The sequence below is a fragment of the Akkermansia muciniphila genome, assembly GCF_018709685.1.
GTDB lineage: Bacteria > Verrucomicrobiota > Verrucomicrobiia > Verrucomicrobiales > Akkermansiaceae > Akkermansia > Akkermansia muciniphila_E.
The window spans coordinates 118,920-145,850 of the sequence record NZ_JABDHQ010000007.1 but is presented as its reverse complement, the minus strand read 5'-3'; the positions used below and the strand labels follow the sequence as shown (position 1 = coordinate 145,850).

25 protein-coding genes are annotated in these 26,931 nt (G+C 61.3%); all 25 read left to right on the top strand.

Annotated elements, in window-relative coordinates:
• Positions 1-18: 18 nt before the first annotated feature.
• Entirely contained in the window at positions 19-681 is a 663-nt protein-coding gene (locus HHJ06_RS06625; RefSeq protein WP_343206606.1) for a sugar transferase, read from the top strand.
• A 28-nt stretch (positions 682-709) separates the two neighbouring features.
• Positions 710-1,492, top strand: a complete 783-nt coding sequence (locus HHJ06_RS06620; RefSeq protein WP_215428566.1) for a polysaccharide biosynthesis/export family protein — start codon at positions 710-712, stop codon at positions 1,490-1,492.
• A gap of 73 nt (positions 1,493-1,565) precedes the next feature.
• A complete protein-coding gene (locus HHJ06_RS06615) occupies positions 1,566-3,932 on the top strand; it encodes a GumC family protein (protein WP_215428565.1) in 2,367 nt (788 codons plus the stop codon).
• A 10-nt stretch (positions 3,933-3,942) separates the two neighbouring features.
• Positions 3,943-4,605, top strand: a complete 663-nt coding sequence (locus tag HHJ06_RS06610; protein WP_215428564.1) for a tyrosine-protein phosphatase — start codon at positions 3,943-3,945, stop codon at positions 4,603-4,605.
• A gap of 19 nt (positions 4,606-4,624) precedes the next feature.
• Complete coding sequence (locus tag HHJ06_RS06605; RefSeq protein ID WP_215428563.1) at positions 4,625-5,401, top strand: glycosyltransferase family 2 protein; 777 nt, start codon at positions 4,625-4,627, stop codon at positions 5,399-5,401.
• Between the two features lie 50 nt (positions 5,402-5,451).
• Complete coding sequence (locus tag HHJ06_RS06600) at positions 5,452-6,606, top strand: glycosyltransferase (protein ID WP_215428562.1); 1,155 nt, start codon at positions 5,452-5,454, stop codon at positions 6,604-6,606.
• Positions 6,603-7,790, top strand: coding sequence for a glycosyltransferase (locus HHJ06_RS06595; RefSeq protein ID WP_215428561.1), 1,188 nt, complete (start codon positions 6,603-6,605; stop codon positions 7,788-7,790). The genes HHJ06_RS06600 and HHJ06_RS06595 overlap by 4 nt, the downstream gene beginning before the upstream one ends.
• 36 nt (positions 7,791-7,826) lie before the next feature.
• Positions 7,827-8,945 carry a glycosyltransferase gene (locus HHJ06_RS06590; RefSeq protein WP_215428560.1) on the top strand — a complete coding sequence of 373 codons (1,119 nt, stop codon included), beginning with the start codon at positions 7,827-7,829 and terminating at the stop codon, positions 8,943-8,945.
• Positions 8,946-8,985: 40 nt separating this feature from the next.
• The gene (locus HHJ06_RS06585; RefSeq protein WP_215428559.1) at positions 8,986-10,158 is read left to right on the top strand and encodes a glycosyltransferase; all 1,173 of its coding nucleotides are present in this window, start codon (positions 8,986-8,988) and stop codon (positions 10,156-10,158) included.
• The gene (locus HHJ06_RS06580) at positions 10,155-11,117 is read left to right on the top strand and encodes a hypothetical protein (protein ID WP_215428558.1); all 963 of its coding nucleotides are present in this window, start codon (positions 10,155-10,157) and stop codon (positions 11,115-11,117) included. The genes HHJ06_RS06585 and HHJ06_RS06580 overlap by 4 nt, the downstream gene beginning before the upstream one ends.
• A gap of 37 nt (positions 11,118-11,154) precedes the next feature.
• Positions 11,155-12,366 carry an O-antigen ligase family protein gene (locus tag HHJ06_RS06575; protein ID WP_215428557.1) on the top strand — a complete coding sequence of 404 codons (1,212 nt, stop codon included), beginning with the start codon at positions 11,155-11,157 and terminating at the stop codon, positions 12,364-12,366.
• A gap of 4 nt (positions 12,367-12,370) precedes the next feature.
• Entirely contained in the window at positions 12,371-13,495 is a 1,125-nt protein-coding gene (locus HHJ06_RS06570) for a glycosyltransferase family 4 protein (protein ID WP_215428556.1), read from the top strand.
• Entirely contained in the window at positions 13,492-14,628 is a 1,137-nt protein-coding gene (locus HHJ06_RS06565; RefSeq protein ID WP_215428555.1) for a glycosyltransferase, read from the top strand. Before HHJ06_RS06570 ends, HHJ06_RS06565 begins: the two co-directional genes overlap by 4 nt.
• The gene (locus HHJ06_RS06560; RefSeq protein ID WP_215428554.1) at positions 14,625-15,806 is read left to right on the top strand and encodes a glycosyltransferase; all 1,182 of its coding nucleotides are present in this window, start codon (positions 14,625-14,627) and stop codon (positions 15,804-15,806) included. The genes HHJ06_RS06565 and HHJ06_RS06560 overlap by 4 nt, the downstream gene beginning before the upstream one ends.
• 22 nt (positions 15,807-15,828) lie before the next feature.
• The gene (locus HHJ06_RS06555) at positions 15,829-17,409 is read left to right on the top strand and encodes a hypothetical protein (RefSeq protein ID WP_215428553.1); all 1,581 of its coding nucleotides are present in this window, start codon (positions 15,829-15,831) and stop codon (positions 17,407-17,409) included.
• Positions 17,410-17,444: 35 nt separating this feature from the next.
• A complete protein-coding gene (locus tag HHJ06_RS06550; RefSeq protein WP_215428552.1) occupies positions 17,445-17,996 on the top strand; it encodes a putative colanic acid biosynthesis acetyltransferase in 552 nt (183 codons plus the stop codon).
• Positions 17,989-18,843, top strand: coding sequence for a glycosyltransferase family 2 protein (locus tag HHJ06_RS06545; protein ID WP_215428551.1), 855 nt, complete (start codon positions 17,989-17,991; stop codon positions 18,841-18,843). The genes HHJ06_RS06550 and HHJ06_RS06545 overlap by 8 nt, the downstream gene beginning before the upstream one ends.
• Before the next feature lie 22 nt (positions 18,844-18,865).
• The gene (locus HHJ06_RS06540; protein WP_215428550.1) at positions 18,866-19,870 is read left to right on the top strand and encodes a glycosyltransferase family 2 protein; all 1,005 of its coding nucleotides are present in this window, start codon (positions 18,866-18,868) and stop codon (positions 19,868-19,870) included.
• 44 nt (positions 19,871-19,914) lie between these two features.
• Complete coding sequence (locus HHJ06_RS06535) at positions 19,915-20,922, top strand: acyltransferase family protein (protein WP_215428549.1); 1,008 nt, start codon at positions 19,915-19,917, stop codon at positions 20,920-20,922.
• A 48-nt stretch (positions 20,923-20,970) separates the two neighbouring features.
• Entirely contained in the window at positions 20,971-21,999 is a 1,029-nt protein-coding gene (locus tag HHJ06_RS06530) for a glycosyltransferase family 2 protein (protein WP_215428548.1), read from the top strand.
• Positions 21,996-22,121 carry a hypothetical protein gene (locus HHJ06_RS11860; RefSeq protein ID WP_286010594.1) on the top strand — a complete coding sequence of 42 codons (126 nt, stop codon included), beginning with the start codon at positions 21,996-21,998 and terminating at the stop codon, positions 22,119-22,121. Before HHJ06_RS06530 ends, HHJ06_RS11860 begins: the two co-directional genes overlap by 4 nt.
• A gap of 27 nt (positions 22,122-22,148) precedes the next feature.
• Positions 22,149-23,174, top strand: coding sequence for a glycosyltransferase family 2 protein (locus HHJ06_RS06525; RefSeq protein WP_215428547.1), 1,026 nt, complete (start codon positions 22,149-22,151; stop codon positions 23,172-23,174).
• 5 nt (positions 23,175-23,179) lie between these two features.
• The gene (locus HHJ06_RS06520; RefSeq protein WP_215428546.1) at positions 23,180-24,340 is read left to right on the top strand and encodes a polysaccharide pyruvyl transferase family protein; all 1,161 of its coding nucleotides are present in this window, start codon (positions 23,180-23,182) and stop codon (positions 24,338-24,340) included.
• Positions 24,333-25,868, top strand: a complete 1,536-nt coding sequence (locus tag HHJ06_RS06515; RefSeq protein ID WP_215428545.1) for a hypothetical protein — start codon at positions 24,333-24,335, stop codon at positions 25,866-25,868. Before HHJ06_RS06520 ends, HHJ06_RS06515 begins: the two co-directional genes overlap by 8 nt.
• Positions 25,869-25,910: 42 nt before the next feature.
• The gene (locus HHJ06_RS06510) at positions 25,911-26,915 is read left to right on the top strand and encodes a nitroreductase family protein (protein ID WP_215428544.1); all 1,005 of its coding nucleotides are present in this window, start codon (positions 25,911-25,913) and stop codon (positions 26,913-26,915) included.
• Positions 26,916-26,931 lie beyond the last annotated feature (16 nt).

The following is a 26,931-nucleotide window of genomic DNA, read 5'->3' as shown; positions in this document are numbered from 1 at the left end:
AATTCTGCGGCGGCCCTTATGTACATGCATATCTGCAAACCGTTTCTTGGAAGCCTCATTGCCGGAACTGCTCTCATTATCCTTCTTCCGCTGCTGCTGATCGTTTCGGGACTTCTTGTACTTTCTACAGGGAAATCCCCGTTTTTTCTGCAAACGCGCGTAGGGTACAGGGGAAGGCTGTTCAAGATCATCAAATTCAAAACGATGACCGATGAAAAGGATGAACACGGCAACCTTCTGCCTGATGAACAGAGAGTGTTCCGGCTGGGGAGTTTTCTCCGCAGCTCCTCCCTGGACGAACTTCCCCAGTTAATCAACATCCTGAAAGGCGACATGGCTTTTGTGGGCCCGCGGCCCTGGATTCCCTCCCAGATGGCCGCTTTCCCGCCCAGCTACTGCCAGAGGCGCTGCTCCGTGCGTCCCGGCATCACCGGCATGGCGCAGATCCATGGCCGCAACGGCATCCCCTTCTACCGCCGCCTCTGCTATGATCTGATTTACGTCCATAACATCAACCTGAAGCTGGACATCTCCCTTATTTTCCAGACGGCACGCACAGTACTGATCCGTGAAGGAATCCAGCAGTGCAACGAGGCATTCCATAACAAGCTGGGACAAACCCTGGTTCATAACGATCTTTCCATGCCTTCCTCCACTCCCTCTCCCAACCGCTCTTTCTGACTCCCTTCACCCAACCTCTCTCCAACCAATGAATATACACCACCTCATTAGCAAAGCCGCCGTCTGCTCCGCAGTCCTGGCCGCTTCCTCTCTCCTCCCTTCCTGCGTCAGCCCCAAGGAAGTCCTCTATATCCAGGACGTCTCCGGACAGACGAATGAAAAGATCAAGGGGAATTACCAGACCCTCATCCAGAAGGATGACCAGCTTTCCATCACCGTGAGCAGCAAGCAGCCTGAACTGGCCGCTCCCTTCGCCGTCTCGGAGATAGGCTCCGGCAGCCAGGGCGCCACCTCCCGGAAGGGCTACCTGGTGGATTCAAACGGCTACATCGTTCTTCCGGTCATCGGCAAGATCAAGGCGGCCGGCAAGACCTGCTCCCAGCTGGGAGATGACATTGCCGCCACCCTGAGGAACAGGGATTACATCAGCGACGCCTCCGTCAACGTTCAAATCACCAACTTCAAATTCTCCGTCCTGGGCGAGGTGGCCTCCCCCGGCACCTACACCGTGGACGGCCAGCGCCTGACGATTCTGGAAGCCATCAGCCGCGCCGGAGACCTGAACATTGACGGCAACCGGGACATTACCCTGATCCGGGAGACCAACGGCCGCCGCCAGATCGCCACCGTGGACCTCCGCAGCAAGGACCTCTTCCAGTCCCCTTATTACTACATTCAGCAGAATGACACCCTTTACGTCACGCCTGCCGAACGCAAGATCAACACCCGCAGCGATACTGTCCAGTATGTCGGCTGGGCCGCTTCCGGCCTGGGCCTGATCCTCGGCATCGTCGCCCTGTGCGCCCTGTAGCCGCACCCTGCCCATCCCTCCGGCTTTCCGTTCCGTGGAAAGCCGGCACCTTTTTTTGACCGCTCCCTCTTTTATGCCAGATACTTCTGCTCCCCCCGCCGCACCGCCCGCCGAGGAACCAGAGTCCTCCCTTTCCCTGGATGTCATCACCGGCATTCTTCTCAGACGCTGGTACTGGATTCTGCTCTTTGCCCTGGCCGGGGGCGGCATAGCCTACTACATGACCGGGAAGCAGAATTACATCTTTGAAAAAACAGCCAGCGTCATCATGAGGGAGTCTAGCAAGGAGTCCTCCTCAGACCGCATCAAGGTGGACCTGGGCATGGATTCCGGAGCCGCCAACCTGGCTAATGAAAGCTTCATCCTCCGCTCCAGCACGGTGATGCGGAGCACGGTGGAAGACCTGGCGCTGAATGTCTCCTACTGGAAGCAGCAGGACCTGCGCCAGATAGACCTGTACAGGGACAGCCCCATCACCGTCACGTTTGACGGCATCGCGGAGAACCGCTTCTGCAGCGTGGACGTCACCTTGCAGGAGGGCAACTCCCTGGTGCTGACGTACCATGACATCAACGGCAACCCTGTCCAGGAGAAAGGCACCTTCCACACCCCCATCCATCTTCCCTTCGCCACGGTTACGGTTTACCCCACGTCCAACATGACGGAGGCCGTCCCCGGCACCACCATCACCGTGCGCCGTACCCCCGTGAACGCCGCCGCGGACCAGCTTCTTGCCAATTTTACGGTCATGCGCCCGGACGCCAAGGAGTCCAGCATCCTGCAAATGACGCTGACTTCCACCAATCCGGCCAAAGCCGCCGATACGCTGAACAAGCTGATTGCGGTTTACAATGACCATTCCACGGCGGAACGCCGCACCACCGCGGTAAAAACCAAAGATTTCATCCGGGAACAGCGCGCGCAGGTAGGCGCGGACCTCAAGCAGGTGGACCAGAAAATGGATGATATTAAAATCAAGAATGACATCATCGCAGACACGGAGGCGTCCATTTCCGCAGACTTCAATGCGGCCCAGACCCTGGATAATTCCATCTTTGAGCTCCAGACGCAGATGAAACTGGCGGACGGGCTGAAGGAAAGCCTGAATGCCCTGGACCAGAAGGCGGGCCTCATTTCCCTGGATACCGGCATTGCGGATTCCGGCGTTTCCCGCCAGATTGAAGCCTATAACACCGCCTATCTGGAATACCAGAAAGTAGCCGGCAGCGCAGGGGGGCAGAACCCCATTGTGGTTACCCTGACCAAGAAGATGGACGCCACCCGCAGCGCGGCGGCCCGTTCCCTGGACAATCTCCGCAATAACCAGAAACTCCAGCTTGAGGAGCTCACCAAGAAGCGTGAAAACATCGGCAAAAGGCTCACGGCCACTTCCGGAAAAGCCCGGGAGCTGACGCCCCTGGACCGTGAACACCGGGTGAAGGAGGAACTTTACCTCACGCTGTTGAGCAAGGAGCTGGAAAACGACCTGACGCTGGCCCTGACGGAATCCTCCGCACGCGTGCTGGAGGCGGCCCACGGCCCGGACTCCCCCATCGCCCCCAACACCAGAAAATCCGTGCTGACCGCGGCCGCGGGAGGCGCCATTGCCTGCATCCTCGGGTTCCTGGGTCTAGCCCTGCTTAACAACAAGGTGAAGAACAGGAAGGACCTGAACGCCCTCACCCACCTTCCCGTGGTAGCGGAACTCCCGGCCATGACCAAGAAGGAGCAGAGGAACGTGGCCCGCATGTTCACGGATGAGCATTCCGTCATTTCAGAGTATTTCCAGATCCTGTGCCACAATGCGGACTCCATGCTTCCAGTCACCCGGAACCAGGGGCACGTCATCCTCCTTACCTCCACCATGCAGGGGGAAGGCAAAACCTTCATCTCCGCGAACCTGGCCCTGGCCTTTGCCAACATCGGCAAACGCGTGCTGGTTATTGACGGAGACCTGCGCAGGGCGTCCCTGTCCAAACAGTTGGACGGCAAGGGACGCAAAGGGCTGAGCACTATCCTGCTGCGCAAGGTGGAAGACCCGTTTTCCGTCATCCGCACCCTGCCGGAACACGCCGGGGTGGACATCCTGTACGCCGGACCGCAGGTTCCCAATCCCGTCACCCTGCTCTCCCTGCCGGAGATGGAGGAACTCATCCGGCTCTTCAGGGAACGCTATGACGCCGTCATCATTGACTCCCCCCCGTACGGCATCCTTGCAGACACGGCCATCCTGGCCAGCCATGCGAACATCTCCCTGTACGTCATCCGCAGCAACAGGATAGACAAGCGGCACATCTCCACCGTCCAGCAGCTTGCGGATTCCGGCCAGCTTCCCAATCTGGGCTTCATCATCAACGCCGTGGATTTCAAGGCCAGCAGCTACAGTTATTACGGCTACGGCTATCACTACGGCAACACCCCCAAGAACGCTCATTCCTGATCTCCCAGCCTTGTTTTCCTCCCTCTTCCAACCCAGGCTCAAGACCGCCGCACTCTGTCCTGACGGAATGGACATGCACTGCCACCTGCTGTGGGGCGTGGACGACGGGGCGCACACCCTCCAGGACAGCAGGGACATCATTTCCCTGCTGAAAGCCAGGGGATTCCGGGGCGCGTACTGCACCCCCCACATCATCAGCCGCTACCCCTCCAACACCCCGGCCAGCCTGAAAGCCCGCTTCCGGGAGCTTCTGGACTCCCTGCCGGACCGGAATTTCGACCTCCGGCTCTCGGCGGAGTACATGCTTGACGAGAACTTCGAGCGGATGTTCACGGAGGAGGAGCCGCTCAGCCATGACGGCACGCACCTGCTCGTGGAGCTTCCGCAGTTCCGCCTGCCGAATGCGTGGATGGACATGCTCCAACTGGTCCGGGACAGGGGATTCATTCCCGTGCTGGCCCATCCGGAGCGGTACGGGAAGATCATGCCTCCGGAGGAACTGGCCGCCCTGGCCTCACGGGGCATCCGCTTCCAGGGGAATATAGGTTCCCTGTTCGGCCTTTACGGAAAAACCTGCCAAGCGGTCGCCCGGCAGTTCCGGAAGGAAAACCTGTACCTGTGGTGGGGAACGGACGCCCACCATGCCGGCATGCTGAAAAAACTCCGCCTGTAATCCCGCCAGGCCCCGCCACATGAAGATCACCGTCGTCACCGTCTGCCGCAATAGCGCCTCCACTCTCCGGGACACCCTGGAGAGCGTGCTCGCGCAGTCCTGGAACGATTACGAATACCTGGTGGTGGACGGCGGCAGCACGGACGGCACCAGGGAAATGCTCCAGGCCTTTGAAGACCGCTTCCGCGGACGGCTGAAATGGATTTCCGAACCGGACAACGGCATTTACGACGCCATGAACAAGGGCATCCGCATGAGCACCGGGGACGTCATCGGCTTCCTGAACGCGGATGACTATTACCAGGACAACGGCGTTCTGAAGGCCATTGCGGAAGCCTTCGCCCGGCACGGGGCGGACGCCGTCCACGGCAATCTGCATTACATTGACGGAGCCCGTAAAATCGTCCGCACGTGGCGCGGCGCGGGCTACCGCCCCGGCGCCTTCCAGCGCGGGTGGTGCCCGGCGCATCCCACGTTTTACTGCAAAAAAGAATGCTTCACCCGCTACGGCGGCTTTGACCCCTCCATCGGCAGCGCGGCGGATTTTGAACTGATGCTCCGCTTCATTGAAAAGAACCGCATCTCCACGGCTTACATGGACCGCAACATGGTGTTCATGCGCCCCGGCGGTTCCAGCACGGCGGGCCTGCGGGCCATCCTGCGCAATACGCGGCAGAACCGGGCGGCCTTCCGGAAGAACCATCTCCCCTGCCCCTGGCATTACGGCGTCACGCGCCTGCTGTCCAAGGCCGCCTCCACACGCAATCCCCTCCATTACTTTTTCAAAGCCCGGTAACCTTCCTTCCCTCCCCCCGCTTTTTCCGTTTCCACCTCCGTTCCGCCGCCATGAACCTGATCTTTTACTTTGACCACCCCATTTTACCCCATGCAGGGGGAACGGAACGGGCGGCGCACCTTCTGGCGGAGGCCCTGTCACGGCACGGCCACCGGGTTTCCTTCCTGTCCCTCCGGCGGCCGGATTCCCTGCCGGCCGCCTCCCCCTACTTTTACCTCCCACGGACAGACACGCTCTCCTGCGCGGAAAACAGGGAGTACGTGGAAACCCTGTGCGCCGCACAAGGGATTGACTGCATCATCAACTGCGGGGCCAACCAGGACGACTCCTTCTTTTTCAGCCATGAGCGCCTTTCCGTTCAGGCGTCCATCGTCTCCTGGATTTCCTTTGACGTCCGCACCGGACTGGACTACTTTTCCGCCCTGCTCCGGAAGGATTTCAGCACCTGGGGCAATGCCGTGAAAACCCTGCTGCGCCGGGCCATCCTCCCGTACAGGAAATATCAGGCCGTAAGCGCCAAGAGGAAGAAATACCGGGACATGTTCCGCGGCTCCGACAAGGTGGTCTTCCTTTCCAGCCGTTATGCGCAGGATGCCCTTCAACTGGCCGGAGCGCCGGAAAGGGCGCGGCTGTACTCCATCCCCAACCTGCTGACTTATGAGCCTGTGGAAACCGGCCCCTGCCGCAAGGAAAATGCCGTCCTTTACGTAGGGCGGCTGGTGGATTCCCCCAAGAAGGTAGACCGCCTGCTGAACGTCTGGAAGAGAGTCCACCCCCGGCATCCGGACTGGAGCCTGTACCTGCTGGGGGACGGCCCGGAACGCGGCGCCCTGGAACGGCTGGCGGCGCGGCTGAAACTGGAAAACGTCCATTTTGAAGGCGTCCGGGACCCGGCCTCCTATTACAGGAAGGCCAGAATCCTGTGCCTCACCTCCACGCATGAAGGCATGCCCATGGTGATTAACGAGGCTCTTTCCCATGGCTGCATCCCCGTTGCCTTCAACAGTTTCCACGCCGCCGCGGAAATGCTGCCAGACCGGGAGACGGGCCGGCTCATCCCTCCCTTCAGCCTGCGCCTGTTCGCCCGGGAGCTGGATGACCTGATGAGCGGCCCCCACGTGCCTCCCCGCACGGACGTATTAACCCATTACCAGCCGGAAAAAGTCATTCCCCAATGGCTGGAATGCCTGCAAGAACAACCATGAGCAACATCGTCATCTATCTCCCAAGCGAACCTCTGGGCAAGCAGGGCGGCATGGAGCGCGCCACCCATGGCCTGGCTGAAATGCTGCGTGACGCCGGGCACCGCGTCCTGCTGCTTTGCCGTGAGAAAAACAGGCTGGGGGAAACGTATTTCCCGCCCGTTCCCCTGACTTTCCTGCCTCCGGGCCTTTCCCGCCGGGAGGAGCAGGATTACCTGCGGAAATTGCTGTGGGAGGAAAAGACGGACGTCCTCATTGACCAGACGGAGGGGGGCATCACCGGCCGCTGGGGCATCTTCAGCAGCCGCGCCCAAATGAAGGAGGATTCCCTGAAGCTGGTTGCCGTACAGCATAGCTCCCAGTATTCCTCCCTCCGTTATTACCGTCTTGTCCACAAGCGCCGAGGCGCACGCACGTTCCCGGGGAAACTGCGGAACCTCCTGTTCAACGCCCTGGTGCTTCCCGTCAAGCGGCGGCGGGCGTGGCGCCTGCAAAAGAGCCTGTTCCGGGACCTCGCGGCCAATTATGACCACATCGTCACTCTTTCCAGCGGCGGCATGGAGGAGTTCCGTCTTCTGGCCCCCCGCACCCCCGCGGAAAAACTGGCGGCCATTCCGAACGCTCTCCCCCTGCTTGAAGACGCGCCCGCACCGCAGGAAAAGGAAAAACGCGTCCTCTTCGTCGGCAGGCTGGACAACTCCGTCAAGGGCGTGGACAGGCTGCTGAGGATATGGGCCCGCGCCGGAAAGGCCCTGCCGGACTGGCGCCTGGACATCGTGGGCGACGGCCCGGACGCCGCCCGCCTGAAGGAGCTGGCCCGGGAACTGAACTTGTCCGGCGTCTCCTTTGAGGGCTTCCGGAATCCGGCCCCCTATTACCGGCGTTCCTCCATCTTATGCCTGGCCTCCACCTTTGAGGGCTTCGGGCTGGTACTGCCGGAAGCCATGCAGAACGGCTGCGTCCCCATGGCCTTCAACAGCTACGCCGCCGTGCGCGACCTCGTTATTCCGGACCGCACGGGCATCCTGGTTCTCCCCTTTGACGAGGAGGAGTACGCGCGCCAGCTCATCCGCCTCATGCAGGACGCCCCCCTCTGCGCCGCCATGGCGCAGGCCGGGCTTCAGCATGCCTCCCTCTTCTCCCCGGCGTGCGTCGTCCGGGAATGGAACTCCCTGTTCCAGCGTTAACCAGCCAATACTCCAATGAAGATTCTCTTTTGTTTCATGGGCACGCTTAACCCCTCCTGCGGCGGGGTGGAACGCACCATGTGCAACCTGATTCATGAATTGCAGGACCGCGGGCACGAATGCACGGTCGTGAGCTGGTACCGGAACGCCCCTTACGCGCCCTTTTCAGCCATTCAGAAGATACTGCCCACGCCGCCCGCCGGGGCCAGGGAGCAGCGGCAGCAGGGCTTCCGGCAGGTCATGGCGGAACTGGCGCCGGACGTCATCATCCATGACGGGGAACTGCTGGGGGCCTGGGCCCTTTTCCCCGGCATGGCCGGAAAAAAACGCCTTCTGGAAGCTTTTCCGGGAAAACCCCCAGTCATTGTCGACATGCACCACTCGGACATCCGGGGGCGCCTCCGCGCGCCTTTCCTGAAAAGAATGTACTACGGCCTCACGTGGCGCAGGAATTTCTACCTCCGCATCGCGCACGCGGACGCCTTCGTCGTCCTGTCCGATTCTTTCAGGAAGGATTTTTACGCCTTCCTGCCGGGAGTCCGCCGGGAGAAGATCACCGCCATCCCGAACATGAATTCCTTTGAAAACGAAAGCATCCCTGCCGCAAAAGAGAAGGAAGTCCTGTTTGTGGGGAGGCTGGACAATCCCGTGAAGGGCGTGGACCGCCTGCTGAAGATATGGAGCGCGGTCTGCCACCGGGAACCGGGCTGGTTCCTCCGTATCGTAGGGGACGGGCCGGACCGGGAATTCCTCACCGGGCTGGCGGAGGAATGCGGCTGCGCCAATTACTCCTTTGAAGGCGCTTCCGACCACCCGGAGGAATACTACCGCAGGGCCTCCATCCTGTGCATGACCTCCACGTTTGAGGGCTTCGGCATGGTCCTGATTGAAGGCATGCAGCACGGCTGCGTCCCCATGGCCTTTGAATCCTTCACCGCCGTGCGGGACATCATTGACCCGGACCGCACGGGCATCCTGGTCCCGCCCTTTGACCTGGAGCAGTACGCCGCCCGGCTCCTGGACCTCATGAGGAACAGCGGGAAAAGGGAGGCCATGTCAGCGGCCTGCTTCCGGAGCAGCCGGAAATTCAGCAAGTCCCGCATCACCGGCCTGTGGGAAGACCTGCTCTCCACGCTGGCGGGAACGTCCAGATGAACCGCTCCCCTTCTCTTTCCACCATCCTTTCCTTATATTCATGAAGATCTGTTTCATCGCCTGGGAACGTTTCGGCGTGGGGGGAGTCTCCCGCGTGCTGACGCGCGTCATGAACGCTCTGGCCCGGGAACATGACCTCAGCGTGTACTGCCTGAGACAGCCCCCGCTGGAAAACGCGTACGGGCTGGACCTGGACAGGATACGCTTTTTCCACCATGAAATGAATCTTTACGAGAAGATAAGGCGTTCCGCGGCGGACAGGCTGGTCACCCGCACCCCGCTGTTCTCCTCCTGCGCCGGAGCCCGCGCGTACGCCCTCCTGCGGTACACGCGCGCCTTTAAAAAACGCCTCGCCGGGCATATCAACAGCCAGAGGTATGACGCCGTCGTGTTCGGCTCCGGATTTGAAGACTCACTCCTGCTGGCCCTGGTCCAGCCGCATCTTTCCCCCGGCACCAGGACCATCTCCTGGTCCCATGCGGCGTATGAAGACTACTTCGGGTTCAAGGGGCCCCATTTCGCCCGTTACTTCCGCCACGCGCTCCAGCGGTTCTACCGCCGTTTTGACCAGATCATCGTCCTGTCAGACCACGACCGGGAGAGCTTTGAAACGCAGCACCGGCTGAAGACGCGCCGCATTTACAACCCGGCCAGCTTCACGGCCACGGAGCATTCCTCCCTGACGTCAAAGACGTTCGTCTTTGCAGGCTCCCTCTCCTCCCACAAGGGAGCGGACCTGGCCCTGGAGGCGTTTGAGGAATTCTCCCGCCGGAACGGGGAATGGAACCTGCACGTGTACGGGGAAGGCCCGCTGCGCCCGTGGATGGAGGAATTCATCCGGAACCGCGGCCTGCAAGCCCGCGTGCGCCTGCACGGCAGCTGCGGAGCCATGGAGCGGGAATACCCCAAACATGCCGTTCTGCTGTTCCCCTCCCGGTGCGAGGGCTTCGGCCTCGTGCAGATTGAGGCCATGGGCTGCGGCCTTCCGGTCCTGGCCGCGGACATCCCCATCTGCCGGGAACTCATCCGTGACAGCGGGGCGGGCCGCCTGTTCCCCGCCGGAGACAGCCACGCCCTGTGCGCCGCCATGCTCTCCATGGCCGCGGAGGACCTGGCCCCGTACGCCCGGAAAGCGCGGGAGCAGGAACCGCGCTTTACGCTGGAACGGATCATCCGCGAATGGAACGAGACGCTCAAGGAGGGAAACGCATGAAAAAGCTTCTTCTGCTGGAACCTGTCAGGAAAAAGGGGAACCACCAGTTCTTCATGGACTGGTTTGCCCGGGCGTGGCAGGCCGCAGGGGGCGGCGTGAAACGCAGGCGCGCCGTACCGTGGCCCGCGCTCCTGACGATTGCCCGGCTGAAGCTCTCCGCGGGCCTGCCCCTGCTCTCCTCCCGGCGGCCGGCCCTGCTGGTCCCCGGCGCGGGCTATCCGGACTCCTTCGCGTGGCCGTACGCCTATACGCATGAAATCGTGCCCATGCTGTGGGACGTGTGGCCCCGGTACTGGCCGCGCCTTATCTCCTCCCTGAAGCGGCACCATGTCCGCACCTTCCTGTGCACCTCTTCCCGCGTCTGCGAATACGTCCGGAAGGAACTGCCCCGTGTCCGTGCCGTCCACGTTCCGGAAGGCATTGACCCCGCGGGCTACCTGCCCGGAAAGGACCTCCGGGAAAGGCCCGTTGACCTTCTGGAACTCGGCAGGCAGATGCCTTTCTTCCACCGGGCGGCCGTCCGGGCCTGCCGGGAGCATCCGGAATGGACCCATCTGTTCCCCGCCGCAGAGGGCCCCCTCCTGTTCCCGGATTTCCGCTCCCTCTGCGAAGGGCTGGCCTCCGCAAAAATCACCGTCTCCTATCCCCGGTGCGATACGCACCCGGACATGGCCGGAGAGGTGGAAACCCTCACCCAGCGCTACTGGGAATGCATGCTGTCCCGCACGCTCCCGGCAGGCAGGGCCCCGCAGGAGCTGGTTGACCTGCTGGGGTATAATCCCGTCATGGAAGTGAGCGAACGGAACGCCCAGGAACAGATCACCCGCCTTTTAACGGACATCTCCTCCTACCAGGACCTGGTGGACAGGAACTACCGGGCAGCGCTCCGGCACGCCCCGTGGGAGGCGCGCCTGTCCGCCCTGCTGCCGCAACTGGCCCTGCTGGGCTACCAGCCGTGAATTACCCGCTCCGCATGACTTCCCATTCCTGAACCACATGGCCCCCCTTCTCCAGTACATCAGAAAAAACGGAACATGGTCCTTCGCGGCCATGGTGGCGATTGCCGCCACCATGACGGGGGCCGTCTCCTTTCTTTCCCCCCTGTACCCGGTGATGCTGGCGGCGGGCGCCGCCGTGTGCGTGGCAAAGGCGAAGAAGACCAGCCTGGCGCTGGTGCTGATGGCGGCAGCCTGCGTCCTGAGCCTGGTGTTCAACCACCCGCCCGCCATTTTCAAGCCCTGGTACCGCCTGGGTTATTTCCTCATCCTCCTGCTGGCGCTCACCCCCCTGACCGCCTCCCGCCCCTTGAACGTCTTCCGCCTGAACCTGTTTCTGTGGCTCATGCGCTTCTGCGTCTTCATCGGCGCAGGCTCCTTCATCGGCTACTTTCTGGGGATCAACTACATGCGCCATAATGCCAGCGGGATGATCAATGTGGCGGGCCTCTTCGGGGGCCTGGTCTGGCAATCCATCACGCTGGGGCTGCTCGCGGGGCTGGGGCTGGTTTACCTGATCGTCATCCACATGGAAAACCGGCATTCCGGCAAAAAAGAACTTTATATCCGCCTGGGCCTGATGGTCGCCTGCCTGGGCTCCATCCTGCTCTCCGCCTCCCGCTCCGCCCTGGTAGCCACCCTGATGGGGACGGCCTACGTCTTCTTCATGTACTTCAGGCACTCCCCCAAAAAACTCTTCAGGGCGCTGCTGGCCCTGTTCTTCCTGGGAATTGTCCTGGTGCCTTTCGTCCAGCACTTCGGCGCCAATACGCTTGCCAAGCAGCAGGCCAACGTAGGCATGGGCAGCGCCATATCCTCCCGCTCCCACCTGTGGCAGGACCGGGAGAACGAATTCCTCTCCTCCCCCCTGTTCGGCGTGGGCTTCGCCTCCCAGAAAATCATTTCATTCAAGCAGTCCTTGGTCACCGGAATCATTGAGCCGGGCACGTCCTACGGGGCCGTCTTCGCCATGACGGGCCTGCTGGGCGGCGTCCCTTTCCTGTTCATCCTGTTCGGCAACCTGCTCAAGCGTCCGTTCCGCACGCCCGGCTCTCCGCCCATTTCAGCGGCGCAGGCGGCGCTGGCCCTCTTCTCCGTCCACATGGTCGCGGAGGGGTACGTCTTTGCCGCCGGCTCCGGACTGTCCGCCGTCTTCTGGGCCACCATCGGCGGGGCCTATGCCTGCCGCAACCTTCCCAATGGAGGAAAATAACACCATGGAATTCGTCTTCTGGCAAAACATGCTCAGCATTCACCAGTCAGCCCTGATTAAGGCGCTGGCGCGGGAACATGACGTCCTGCTGGCGGTTCAAACGGATTTTGAAGGGGAGCGGCGCGCCAGCGGCTGGGCGGTGCCGGACATGGGGAATGCCCGCGTCCTCCTTTCCCCCTCCCCCTGGGAGGCGGAGGAAACCGTACGCGCCCATCCCGCCGCCATCCATGTATTTTCCGGCATCAACACCTATCCCATGGTGTACGCGGCCTTTAAACAGGCCGTCCGCAGCGGCCTGAAAATCATGGTGTACGCGGAACCCTACCGCCGCCAGGGGTGGCGCGGCGCGCTGAGGGCCCTCAAGTACCGCCTTCTCCATGCCCGGTACGGAAAAAAAATAACGGCCCTGCTGGCCACGGGCAGGCTGGGCGTGGAGTGCTACCGCCGCGCCGGGTTCGCGGAGGATTCCATCTTTGAATGGGGCTATTTTACGGAAGCCGCAGAAGCCCCGGATACTTCCGCCGCCAAGGCCCCCGGTTCTGGGGAAAAACCGGACCTTCTGTTCGTGGGCCAGCTTATCCCGCGCAAAAACATTCTGCCCTTCCTCCGCGCCGCACGGCAGTGCAGCGGAGCCTTCCGCCGCTGCCATGTGGTGGGGGACGGCCCCCTGAGGGAGCAGGCCGCCCTGGAGGCGGAGGGCTGCGCGCAGATTTCCCTGCTGGGCACGCGGGGGAATGAGGAAACGCGGGAGCTGATGCGCCGGTGCGACCTGCTCGTCCTCCCCAGCCTGTTTGACGGATGGGGAGCTGTGGTGAATGAAGCCCTCCAGGCCGGAATGAGGGTGTTATGCTCCACCGCGTGCGGAGCCGCCAGCCTGCTGGACGGCCATTTGCGGGGCGGCACGTTTGACCCGGCGCTGCCGGACAGCCTGCCTCGCGCCCTTCAGGAGTGGCTGGCCAAAGGCCCCCTCACCCCCGCGGAACGGAACGCCATCTCCGCCTGGGCGGAACAGCACGCCGGCGGAACCGCCGCGGCGCATTACCTGGAACAGATCGCCGCCTGGACGGAAGGACGGGAACGGAACCGCCCCGCGGCTCCCTGGGCGCAGCTCAACGGAACGGAATCATGAAGATACTGCATACCATCGCCTCCATGTCCTCCCGGTCCGGGGGAACCACGGCCTGCACCCGCGAGTTGGTCCGGGCCCTGAATGATGCGGGCTGCCGCACGGACGTCCTCACCGTGGAGGACAGCGCCGGGAGCGCCCCGGAGGAGGAAAGCGCCTTCATCCACGCCGTTCCCAATGACCTGCGCACCCCGCTGGGCATCTCCCGGAACCTGCGCCGCTGGCTGGAAAACTGGCAGGATTACGACCTTTACCACACCAACGGCCTGTGGCTGGACGTGAACCACGCCACCTGCGCGGAGGCCAGAAGGGCGGGCAAGCCCTGCGTGGTCTCCCCCCACGGCATGCTTTACCCCCAGGCCCTGGCCATCAAGCCCGGGAGGAAGAAACTCATGCTGGCGCTGGGCCACCGCCGGGACCTGTCCCGCGCGGACTGCATCCACGCCACCTGCCGGGAAGAGGCAAGGCACCTGCGCGGGCTGGGCTTTACCAACCCCGTGGCAGTTATTCCCAATCCGGTGGCCGTGCCCCCGTGGATCAGCCAGATCCGGCGGAACACGGGGGAACGCTTCCGCGCCGGGTTCCTGGGCCGCTTCCACCCCATTAAAAATCTGGAAAGCCTCATCCGGGCGTGGGGAGCCCTCAACCTCCGGAACGGGGAACTCCTCCTCATTGGCGACGGCCCCGCGGATTACGTGGCGCACCTGAAGCGGCTGGCCGCGGAGGAAGGAGGCGAAGGCATCCGGTTCGCGGGATTCGCCGCGGGGAGGGAGAAGTATGAACTGCTCGCCTCCCTCCACGTCCTGTGTGCCCCCAGCCACCAGGAAAACTTCGGCATGAGCATTGCGGAAGGGCTGCTGGCGGGAACGCCCGTCATCGCAGGCACGGGCACCCCGTGGGAGGAGCTCCGCACGCGCCGGTGCGGCTGGTGGCGCGGCAACGGGACCGCCTCCCTGGCCGCCGCGCTGGAAGAGGCACTCAGCCTCACGCCGGAGGAGAACCGCGCCATGGGGGAACGGGGCCGCTCCCTCATCATGGAAACGTATGCCTCCCCCCATGTGGCCGCCAGCATGAAACGCCTGTACGGCTACCTGCTGGGGCGGGAACCCAAACCAGACTTTCTTGACCTGTCATGAACATCCTCTTCCTGCTTGGGAAATTCCCCTCCATCGGCGGCGTGGAGACCGTCACCACCATCCTGGCGAATGAGTTTTCCGCACGGGGGCATGAGGTTCATGTAGCCTCCTTTGAGCAGGCGGCGGAGACGCCCTCTCCCGCGCTGGACAGCCGGGTCACCCTGCACCGCTTAAGCTACCCCGTCTCCGGCCGGGCCAACCGGGACGCCCTCCGGGACATCCTTTCCTCCCGCCGCATCAACGTCATCATCAACCAGTGGTGCCTGCCCTTCCACGTTACCCGCCTGTGCCGGAAGGCCATGCAGGGCCTCCCCTGCCTTCTGCTGGCCGTGCACCACAACGCGCCGGACTGCAACAAGAGGCTGGAAGGCCTCCGGATGCACATGGCCCGGACGGGGAACCCGGTAAAAAAGGCGTTTCTGCGCCTACTGCTGAAAGGCGGCGCCATGGCTACCGGGGCCAGCCTGCGTTACGTTTATGCGCACAGCGACCGTTACATCCTGCTTTCCGACAGCTTCCACCGGGCTTTCCGGAACATCACCGGACTGAAGAATACCGGAAAGCTCCTGACTGTCCCCAACCCCGTCACCGTGGAAAACCGGGAATTCCGCCATGATCCGGCCTTCAAGAAGAAAGAGGTTCTCTTTGTGGGGCGGCTGGAACCCAACCAGAAAAGAGTCTCCCGCGTGCTGGAAACGTGGGCCCTGCTGGAACCCCGCTTCCCGGACTGGACCCTCCGCCTGGTGGGGGACGGCCCGGAAAAGGAGGCCCTTCAGGCATTCTGCGCGGAACACCGCCTGGAACACGTCTCCTTTGAGGGCTTCCAGGACCCGGCCCCCTATTACGAACAGGCGTCCCTGCTCCTCCTGGCCTCGGAATACGAGGGGCTTCCGCTCGCCGTGGTGGAGGGCATGTCCTTCGGCGTCGTGCCCGTCGTCTACGGGAGTTTTTCCGCCGCCTATGACTTGGTGGAGCACGGGAAAAACGGCTGCATCCTGCCCGCGGACAACGGCTTCCAGGCGCAGCAGATGGCGGAACTGGCCGCCGGGCTGATGCAGTGCCCGGACGTTCTGCACGCCATGGCGCGGGAGGCCGCCGCCAAAAGCCGGAAATTCACGCGGGAACACGTCGTCCGCCAGTGGGAGGAAATCTTCCGGAACGGTCCCGCCGCCCGCTAGCAGCTCTTCATTCACCCATCTCATGGAACAGATACGGAAAAAAACGGACATTGTATTCACCATCAGCGGCAAGCTTCTGGCTTCCTGCGCCGTGGCGTACATGGCCCTGCCCACCATCCTTTTCCTGCTGGGCTGGGTCAGGCCCCTGTTCTCCATCCCGGCGGCCATGGCCGTGGCGGCGGCTTCAGTGCTGCTGTGCGTGAAGCTTCCGGCCTCCCCTCTCCACTTCACCCGGCGGCAGCTTGCCGTTTACCTGGGCACCCTGCTTCTTTCCCTCCTGTGGCTGCTGGCGGGCGGCATTACGGGCGTGGCGCTCCAGCACGCGGACTTCGTCGTCCGCAATCCCATTTATGAAACCCTCATCCGGTGTGACTGGCCCCTGGTGGATGCGGACGGCAGCCATTTCATTTACTACCTCGCTTTCTGGCTGCCCCCCGCCCTGGCCTGCAAATGCCTCTCCTGCACGGACGTCTTCATCTCCGGCTACGTCCTGACCGCCTGGATTGAACTGGGCCTGGCGCTGGCGCTCACCGTCCTGTGGGGCAAATTCCGCACGGGCGCCCTGCTCTTCCTGGTCCTGCTCATGTTCCAGGGGCCTCTGGACGGCGTGGTCAGATGGAGCGTGCACCTGTTCAACCCGCAGGGCCAGACAGCCCATGAACTTTACCTGACGGTGCTGGCCTTCTTCGGCGGCGTGGCCCCCACCATGCAATTGCACTACACCTTCCACCACACCACGCTGCTGTGGCTGTTCGTCGCCATGGTCGTCTCCTGGAACATCCCGGCCAGGCACCAGCTCTTTCTTGCCTCCCTGTGCCTGCTCGTCTCCCCCATCGGGTCCGTGGGCCTGCTGGTCTTCATTGCCATCCGGGCGCTGGCCTCCAAAACTCCGGCCATGCAGTACTTCTCCTCCTGGACGGTACTTGCGGGCGGCGCGCTTGTCCTGCTGGCGGGAATCTACTTCATGAGCAGCAACGGGAACAACCGCATCCGCCTGACCTGGGAGGATTCCCCCTTTGACCTGCTCCGGCACGGAGGCTGGAAATTCTGGGGCGCGCTGGCCGGGTCCTGGCTGCTGACAGTGGGCGCTCCGGCGGTCCTCCTGTTCCGGCAGTTTAAAAGGGACGCGTTCTTCTGGAGCGCGCTGGCCATCCTGACCCTCACCTACTTTATTTACATAGGCTCCGTGGGCGGTTACAACGAATTCTGCTACAAGGCTTCCAGCATCAGCTTCTTCTGCCTGGCCCTCCTCTTTACCCGCGTCTTCGTGGAGCCGCTGGGCACCCGCCGGTGGCGCGCATGGTGCGTCTGCTACCTGGCGCTGGCCGCGCTGCCCAGCCTTTCCGTCTTTGCCAAGGCGGCGCCCACGCTCGCCTTCACGGAGCCCGCGCGGCTTGCCAACATGCAGCGGCTGTGGGCGGGCCACCTCCACCATCCGGAGCATCCCTGGAACGCCCCGCTGTGGGGCAAAGGGGAGGGAGCCGCGTTCCGGGCCGTCTATTTCCAGCAGGCCGGGCAGTCCGCGGACGGTCCCCTGCGCCCCTTTTCCACCGGAATCAGGACGGATACGGAACCCTCCGCCGTCCGGACCGCACGCCCCTGACCGCCTTTCCACCATTCAACCTCCATATCCCCACCATGAACCTGTCCCGTTACCAGGAACATTACTCCCTCAGCCACCGCCTCAGGCGGTACGGCTGGTACATCGTCAACCGGACTCTCTTCCGGATGATGGTCACCAACGTCATGAAGGTGCCCCGGAACCTGCTGCTGCGCCTCTTCGGGGCGGACATACCGCTCGTCTCCCTCGTTTACTCCAGCAGTAAAATCTGGGCTCCCTGGAACCTCTCCATGGGGGAATACGCCTGCATAGGCCCGGACACGGAAATCTACAACAAGGCCCCCGTCACCATCGGGAACCACGCCGTCATCTCCCAGGGAACCTTCCTGTGCACGGCCTCCCATGATATTTCAGACCCGGCGCACGCCCTCATCTCCGCCCCCATCGTGGTGGAGGACCAGGCATGGGTGGCCGCGGAAGCCTTTGTGGGCATGGGAGTGACGGTAGGCCGGGGCGCCGTGGTGGGCGCCCGCAGCGCCGTGTTCAGAGACGTGGCCCCCTGGACGGTGGTGGGCGGGAACCCGGCACGGTTCATCAAACAACGCACATTACGCCAGAGCCATGCTTGACCTTTCCGTCATCATCCTTGCCAAAAACGAGGAACTGCACATCCGCCGCTGCCTGGAGAACATCCTTCCGGTGGCCGCGGAAGTCTTCGTCATTGACTGCTTTTCCACGGACAGCACCGTTTCCATCTGCCGGGAATACCCCCGGGTGCAGGTCATCCAGCACGAATGGCCCGGCCTTTACGCGCCGCAGTTCAACTGGGCGCTGGACAACTGCCCCATCCGGACCGCCTGGGTTCTGCGCCTGGACGCGGACGAATGGTTCATACCGGAAGCCCTGGAGGAACTGAAGGAAAAACTGCCCGCCCTGCCGGAAGACGTCACCGGAATCATCCACAAGCGCAGGCACATCTTCCTGGGCCGCTGGATGAAGCACGGCGTTTACCCCGTCAAGCTGCTGCGCCTGTTCCGGCACGGAGCCGCCAGATGCGAGCAGCGCTACATGGACGAGCACATCCGGCTCAGCCGCGGCCATGCCGTGGAGTTTGAACACGACTTTGTGGACGAGAACCTGAACGACCTGGGCTGGTGGGCGCACAAGCACGTGGATTACGCCTCCCGGGAGCTGGCGGACCTGGAAGACATCCTTTCCTCTTCCGCGGCGGATTCCGGTTCCGGCATCAGCGGGCAGGCCGGGAAAAAGCGCGGCATGAAGGAACGCTACGCCCGCCAGCCGCTGTTCTGGCGTTCCTTTGCCTACTTCTGCTACCGCTATTTTTTCAAACTGGGTTTTCTGGACGGCAGGGAAGGTTTTTTGTGGCATTTCATGCAGGGGTGGTGGTACAGAACCCTCGTGGACGCCAGGCAGTTTGAAAAACAGAAAAACGGTTCCGGCAAAACGCCGCGCTGACTCCCTCCATTCACGCTTTTCCATGAAGCCCTTCTTTTCCATCATCATTCCCGTTTACCGTTCGGAGGCCTTTCTCCGGGACTGCCTGGATTCCATCCGCAGCCAGACCCTGGAGGACTGGGAGTGCATCTGCATCAATGACGGCTCCCCGGACGGGTGCGGGGATATTCTGGACGAATATGCCCGCACGGACGCCCGCTTTACCGTCATCCACCAGGAGAACCGGGGCGTGAGCGCCGCGCGCAACGCGGGCCTTTCCCGGGCGCGGGGAATCTGGACCGCCTTTATTGACGGGGACGACGCCGTGGAGCCGGACATGCTGGCCTGCCTCCATGAAGCCGCCCTCCGGACGCCGGAAGCGGCGTTCCACTGCTGGGGCATCAGCAAGGATTTCCACGCGGGAAGCCGCCTCATCCGCACGGAAACCACGCTGCCCAGCCGGGACCAGTACATCCCGGCGGAGGAAACGGGAACCTTTCTGCGCTACCTGCTGACCAGCCTGGACATGGAATCCTCCTGCAACAAATTGTTCCGCACGGAGCTTCTGGAAAAAAACGGCCTCCGGTTCAATGCCTCCGCGGTGGTGTTTGAAGACTTCCAGTTTGTCCTGGACTACCTTTCCTCCTGCGCGCCGGGCATCAGCCTGGTGAAAAGGGCGTTCTACCACTACCGCGCCCATGAGGAGGAAAACGGAGCGGCCAAGCGCAGCCGCTTCAACCTTGTGCAGGACATCGACGTGCTGGCGGCCAAATTCCTGGCGTGGACGGACACCCTAGCCCTCCCGCAGGAAGACGTTCCCGTGGTCAAAGGCTACATCCTGCAAAAAATCAACGTAATCTTCCACGCCCTCCGGCAGCAGCCCTACGCCGCCCGCAAAGCGGTGTTCCGGGACTTCCTTTCCAGCGGGCTGGCCGCGCGCAAGGCAGATCTGCGCCTGTGCGGCCCGTACTTCCACCTGGTCTGCCGCCTGCTGGCCGCGCGCAGGTACCGCATGGCCCATCTCCTGCTGAAAACAAGGCACCTTTAACGCCGTGCCCTCCCTCCTCTCCTCTCTCTTTCCCTTATCCAGCCATGCAAGCCGCCCTTGACAGTTCCATCCCCGCACCCGCCGCCGCGCCCGGCAGGGAGCGGATTCCGCAGGCGGACTACCTGAAGGGAATCCTGATTACCCTGATGGTTCTCTTCCACCTGTCCTGGTTCTCCACATACTACCTGGACGTCACGCGGTACGTGTACGTTTTCCACATGTCCGGGTTCATTATCCTGTCCGGCTTCTTTGCCAATACGGACAAGGCTCCGCGCCGGTTCCTGAAAACGTGGCTGGGCATCCTGGTTCCGTACCTGGTGTTTGAAGCTCTTTATTACCTGGCTCTTTCCCTTCTTCCGGCGTCCATTCCCGCCAGCAACCGCCTGGAACCAGCGTTCACGGCCTTCTGGAAAACGCTGCTGCTGGCCCCGGCGGGAACGTACTGGTACCTCTATCTTCTGGTGGTGTGCCTGGGCGTTTATTATCTCGTCTCCCGCATTCCGCGGCTCTCCCCTCCGGCACGGCTGGCCATATCCGCCGCCGTCCTGACGGCGGTTTCCTGGCTTAACCCGGCGTTCCAGATGATTCACGTCAGTTATTTCCTGCTTGGGGCCTTTTTCCGGATAACAGGGGTTCCCATCCTGAAATGCTTCTTCCCCACCCTGTGGGCCGTGGTCCCCGTAACCGTGCTTTTCCTGCTTTTCCCCCTCCCCTCCAGGGACAGCATGGCGGCCCTGTGCCTGTGCATGCTGACGCTCAGCTTTCTGGTAAAGACGTATGACCCCGCGGGAAAGGCCGTCCGGCGGCTGTTCACCTACCTGGGCAGGAACTCCCTGTCCATCGTGATCTTTTCCCCCGCCTTCACGCTCCTGTGCAAGCCGCTGGCCCCGGTCCTGGCCTTTGATTCCAGCAGAATCTGCTTTGCCCTCCTGTCCGTAACGCTGGTGCTGGCCGGCTGTCTGGCAGCCACCAGGCTATGCGACGCGCTGGGCTGGAGCAGGTTCCTGTTTTTCAAAGAGAAGATGTACTGCCCCCTGGCTCCATCCCGGTAATCCCATTGTTTCCCCGTTCGTCCCATTGAATTTCCAGACGCCCCATTCATGAACCCCGCCACACGCCATCCCCTGTTCAGCATCATCATCCCGGTTTACCGGAATGAAAAGCGCCTTGCGGCCTGCCTGGATTCCATCCGTAGCCAGACGGTGGAGGAATGGGAATGCATCTGCATTGACGACGGCTCTACGGACGGGAGCGGCGCCATTCTGGATGAATACGGCGCCAGGGACGCGCGGTTCAAAATCATCCACAAGCGGAATGAAGGCGTATCCGCAGCCCGCAATCTGGGCATGGAACTGGCGCAGGCCCCGTACCTGATGTTTGTGGATGCGGATGATGAGCTCCTTCCGGAAACCCTTCAATGCTGCCGGCAGGCAATCCGGGACTCTTCCCCCGGCATCATCGTCTTCGGGGCCCATCTGCTGGATGCGGACTGGAAGGGTTTTCTGGCCCCCACGGTAAGCCCCATGCCGGAAGATTCCACGGCCTCTTTCTCCTCAGGCGTTCCCTTTGTAGCAAACAATAATATTCCGGCCTGCTGGGGCAAGGTATATGAAAAGGAAATTCTGGTAAAAAATAAGATAAAATTCCCGGAAGGAGTCAAATTTGCGGAAGATCTTTATTTTACGGCTCAATGTTTCTGCCATTGCACCTCCGTAACCGTCATCAACAAGCCTTTTTATCAATACTTCACCAACGGGGAAACAGGCGTTACAAGCAACTTCTTCAACCGGAAAATGCCTCTGGAGGATTACATGAACGCCCTTCACGCCGTCCTGAACTTAAGCAATTGCATTGACGGGCGTTCCCCGTACAGCAGCAACTACTTCCTCCGGAGCAGGAGCCTGCTCGTCCTGTTCAGGCTCTGCTATTCAAACTATAAACTCATTTCAGGCAGAATAAAAACCCTCTACCCGGAGCATGAACAAACAATCAGGCGGGAGTCTTTCCCTGCATTAAAAAAATACGCGACGCTTGCCAACCTGCCCCTGGTACTTTACTTTTTCCTCAAATCAAATTACGGGCGCACCTTTAAAAACTGGCTGGCCGGCAAAAAGCACATTTCCACATGAATAACATCAAGACGGAAGCCCGGATGACGAACCCTCTATCAAGCGGCGGCGCGGCAAATGCCTGCGGCCTGCGCGTCCCTGCCGCACCCTGTTCCTGCGCCCGGCAGGTGCGGAACGGATAACCCCCGCCAGCATTTCTTCCTGTCCCCATGCTTCAGCCCCTCGTCAGCATTGTCATTCCCGTCTTCAAGGTGGAAGAGTACCTGCGCCAATGCCTGGATTCCGTCCTCAGCCAGACGGTGGAGGAATGGGAATGCATCTGCATTGACGACGGCTCCCCGGACGGAAGCGGCGCCATTCTGGATGAATACGGCGCCAGGGACGCGCGGTTCAAAATCATCCACAAGCGGAATGAAGGCGTATCCGCGGCACGCAATCTGGGCATGGAACTGGCCTCCGCGCCCTGCCTGACGTTCATGGATTCCGACGACTGGATGGAACCTGACGCGCTGGAATGCCTGCTGGCCGCCATGAAAGAAAGCCGCGCGGACATGGCAGTGTGCTCCATCTTCATTCACCGGGAAAACCGGGAAGACGCCTATACGGAGACTCCCCACCGCCCTCTTGGAAATCTTCCGGAATGCCCGGTCACCAATGAGACCTTTTCCGGCTCCTCCCTGGTGGACGTATCCGTTTGGGCCAAGCTTTTCAAAACGGAAACCGTCAAACGGAACGGGATTCATTTCATCCCGAACCTCAAGGTTTCCGAAGACATGGAATTCTCCACCAGGATGCTCTGCCACAGCAGCCGCATCTCCATCATTCCGCGCCCCCTGTACCATTACCGGGCGGGCCATGAGAGCAGCATCATGAACAACCTCATGAACGGAAGAATGAGCACGGCGGACTTCATCAATTCCATCAGGACCATTTACCACCTGTACCAGTGCGTTCCCCGGGAACTGGCCGGAAAAGAACGCCGGGAACGCGTCACGGGCACGCTGCGCAGGGCGCTGGCGGGAAAAACCTTTTACGGTCAGGCCATCCGGCGGCTTGCGCGGGAAGACCGCGCGGCCATCCTGGGCAGCACGTCCTTTCCTTATTCAAGCTATCTGCGGAAGGGGAAAAAAATGACGTCCCTGCGCCTGATGTTCCGGCATTGGAGAATGCAGGCGGGCATCGGAACGCGGCTCCAGTCCCTGCTGCACGGAATCGGAAAACCCTTCCAGAGCTGACGCCCATGAAGATAGGCATCATCACCATTCATTACTCTTTCATCACGCGCAATTACGGCTCCCTGCTGCAATTGTACGCCATGCAGCGCGTGCTGGACCGCATGTCCATTCAATCCGCGCTGATCAAGCAACTGCCGGCTTTGCCCCCCGTCCCCGCTCCACCCTCCGCCCGGCAGAAGCTGGCCTACTATCTTCACCATCCCGTTCATTTCCTTGCACGCTGCGCGCGTCTTCTTGCCGTCCGGAGAAAAACATCCCTGAAAACGCCGCCATTCGACGCCTTTCTGGAGAAGGAAATCCGCAGCCTCCCCCCGGTCTTCCGTCCGGGGGAACTCCATGCGGAAGAACTGGACTTTGACCTGTACCTGGCGGGAAGCGACCAGATATGGACCTCCTGCGAGCCGGAAAAACTCCTGGACTTCGCTCCTCCCGGGAGACGCATTGCGTATGCCGCCAGCGCCGCGTGGGGAGAGCAGGCTCCGGAATGGTTCGCGCACGCGCAGAGGGAATTACCCAGGTTTGCCGCCATTTCCGTGCGTGAAAAAAACGGAGTGGACATCTGCCGGAAAGCCGGGGCGGACAAGGTGGACGTGGTGCTGGACCCCACCCTGCTTCTGGACCGCCGGGAGTATGGCAGACTGCTGGAAGGCCGTCCCCCCTACCTGGCCGCCCCCTGCGTACTGGGCTACTTTCTCAACATTGAAAACCTTTCCCAACTGCCATGGAAACAGGTAAAAGCCGTGGGTAAAAGGATGGGCGCCCCTCTTCATGTGATTCCCCTCCAGGGAGCAGAGCGCTGCATTCCTGAAAAATACGCCATCACCCCGGACCCCTACCAATTTTTGCAGGCCTTTCAGGAGGCCTCCTGCGTCATCACCAATTCATTCCACGGGACGGTATTCGCCATCATCATGCAAAAGCCCTTCCTGACCATCCTCCAGAACGGGCACACGGCCATCCAGAATGCCCGCGTCTTCTCTCTGCTGGAAGCCCTGGGCCTGGAGGACAGGATATACCGCCCGGAACAGGGCTCCATGAGCGCGCAACTGGAACGCCCCGTCAACTGGGAGGCTACGGACCGGAACCTGAAAGCCCTGCGCCGCCATTCCATGAACTTCCTCCGGAATGCCGTTCAACAATGCACCCCCTCTCCCCTCCATGGCTGAAGAAAACAGCAACAGGCGCATTGCGCGCAACACCGTACTGCTCTATTCCCGCTCGCTGGTCAACCTGCTCATCGGGCTGTACACCTCGCGTCTCACGCTGGATGCCCTGGGCATAGCGGATTACGGGATTTACAACGTGGTGGGCAGCCTGGTAGCCCTCTTCGGCCTGTTCAACGGCAGCCTGAATACGGCTATAAGCCGGTTCATCACCTATGAGCTGGGAAGGAACAACCATGAAAAGCTGAACAAGGTTTTCTCCTCCTCCCTGAGCATCCTGTTCCTCTTTGCCCTGGTCATTTTCATTCTGGGTGAAACGGTGGGGCTGTGGGCAGTCAACTACCACATGGTCTTTCCCGCGGACCGCATGACGGCCGTCAACTGGGTTTACCAGCTCTCCCTGATGACCTTCCTGGTCAGCGTGCTTAACGTAGCGTACTCCGCCACGCTGGCGGCCCATGAGAATTTCCGCATTCTGGCGTCCGTGGACATCACGCTGACCGTGGTCAGGGTCGTCTGCGTGATCCTGCTGTACTACGTTCCCATAGACCGGCTGATTTACTTTGCGGGGTACTGCTTCCTGCTCACCGTGGCCTCAAGCGGTTTCTACGTTTTCTACTGCCGGAGGCATTACCCGAGCTGCCGCTACCGCCTTATTCTGGACAAGCCCTTCCTCAAGGAAATGGGAGCGTTTTACTCCTGGAACCTGTTCGGGTCCGTGGCATGGCTTCTGAAAGGGGCCGGCATCAACGTGGTCATCAACCTCTTCTTCGGGGTGCTCATCAACGCGGCCCAGGCCGTGGCTTCCCAGGTATCCACCGGGGTAACGGCCCTGATGGGGAGCTTCTCCAGCGCCATGCAGCCGCAAATCATCAAGAGCTACGCCTCCGGCGACTACGGGCACATGTGGAAGCTCGTCTTCAATGGAACGCGCTACAGCTTCTTCCTCCTGGCCGTGTTCATCATCCCGCTGTGCTTCAACATTGATTTCATCCTGTCCCTCTGGCTCAAGGAAATCCCGGTTTACACGAACATCTTCACCATCCTCCTCCTGGCCAATATCCTGATGGAATGCTACGCCACTTACATCATCACCGTGCTGCTGGCTACGGGGAAAATAGCCCTTTACCAAACGCTCGTCGGCACCCTGCTTCTGCTTAACGTTCCCCTGAGCTACCTCATCTTCAAGTGGGGCGGCGCGCCCATTTCATTCCTGCTGGTTTCCATTCTCCTAACGCTCATGGCGCTGGGAATGAGGCTGGTGCTGCTGAAAAAAATGCTCCCGTTCTCCGTACGCGCCTTCATGAAACAGGTGGTGTTCAGAACCTCGGCCGTCGTCCTGATGATCTGCGCGGCCACCTGGGGCCTCTTCCTGCTGCTGAAAGGGGTGCCGGGAGAACGCTTCATCTGCCTGGCCCTCTCCTGCCTGGTCTCCCCGGCGCTCATCTACCTGGCGGGGCTTACCCGGCAGGAAAAAACGATGGTCCTCCAGCAAATTAAAAAACGCCTTCCCATCCTGAACCGGGCCTGATTCCTGCTTGGCCGCCACCCCTTCCCCCCATCACTTCCATCCATGAATATTCTTCAACTGTTCCCCAGAATCCGCCGCCGCCTCCAATACCTGGGCTGCAAGTATTCCACCCGTTTTAAAATCAGGCATCTGTACGCCTATGACCGGAATCGTTTCTCCAGGCATTCCGGAGCCTTCCACCAGCAGGAACGGGAGCAGAAAAATGCTGCCGTCATCATGGCCTACCATATTGTGGAAAAGGGATTGACCATGCCTGAAAGAAGGCTGGGCTTCGGCCATGACGTGATCCTTAATCTCATCTCCCTGCTACGCTCCTACGCGGAAACGGAAGACGTCCGGGAACCCGCCTTCCAGCATGCCCTGTCCGTACTGAAGACTTACCAGACTCTTCACCGGGCGGAAGGCTTCCCCCTGAAACCGGATTTGCAGCGTGAGCTGGACAGCCTGCTGGCGGACTACCCTGATACCCAGGAGGCCGAACAACTGGAAATGACCAGGGAACAGTACTTTGCGGACATCTCCGCCCCCTTCCCCGTTTTTGCGGAATCCAGGCATTCCGTCCGCCATCTCTGCGGAACCGTCTCCCTGGAGCAGATTGAACGGGCCGTTTCCGTAGCCCGCAGCGCCCCCTCCGCCTGCAACAGGCAACATACCCGCGTTCACTGCATCTGCGACAAGCAGACCCAGAGGGAAATACTTTCCCTCCAGAATGGAAACAGAGGATTTGGAAACCTGGCGGACAAGCTTCTGGTCATCACGGCGGATCTCCATGACATCCGCTGGGCTGAAGAACGCAACGACCTTTATACCAATGCAGGCATCTTCCTGATGAATCTCTGTTACGCGCTGCACGCCAACCAGGTGGCACACTGCATCCTGAATTGGTCCGTTACACCGGCCCTGGATTCATGGATGAGAACGCTTGTCCCCATTCCCACCCATGAAAACATCATCTGCATCCTGGCCTGCGGGGATTGTCCGGAACGGTTCAGCCTGGCCGTCTCTCCCCGGAAACCCGTCCGGCAGATTCTGACCATTCACAAGTGATCAAGAAAAAGCGCCG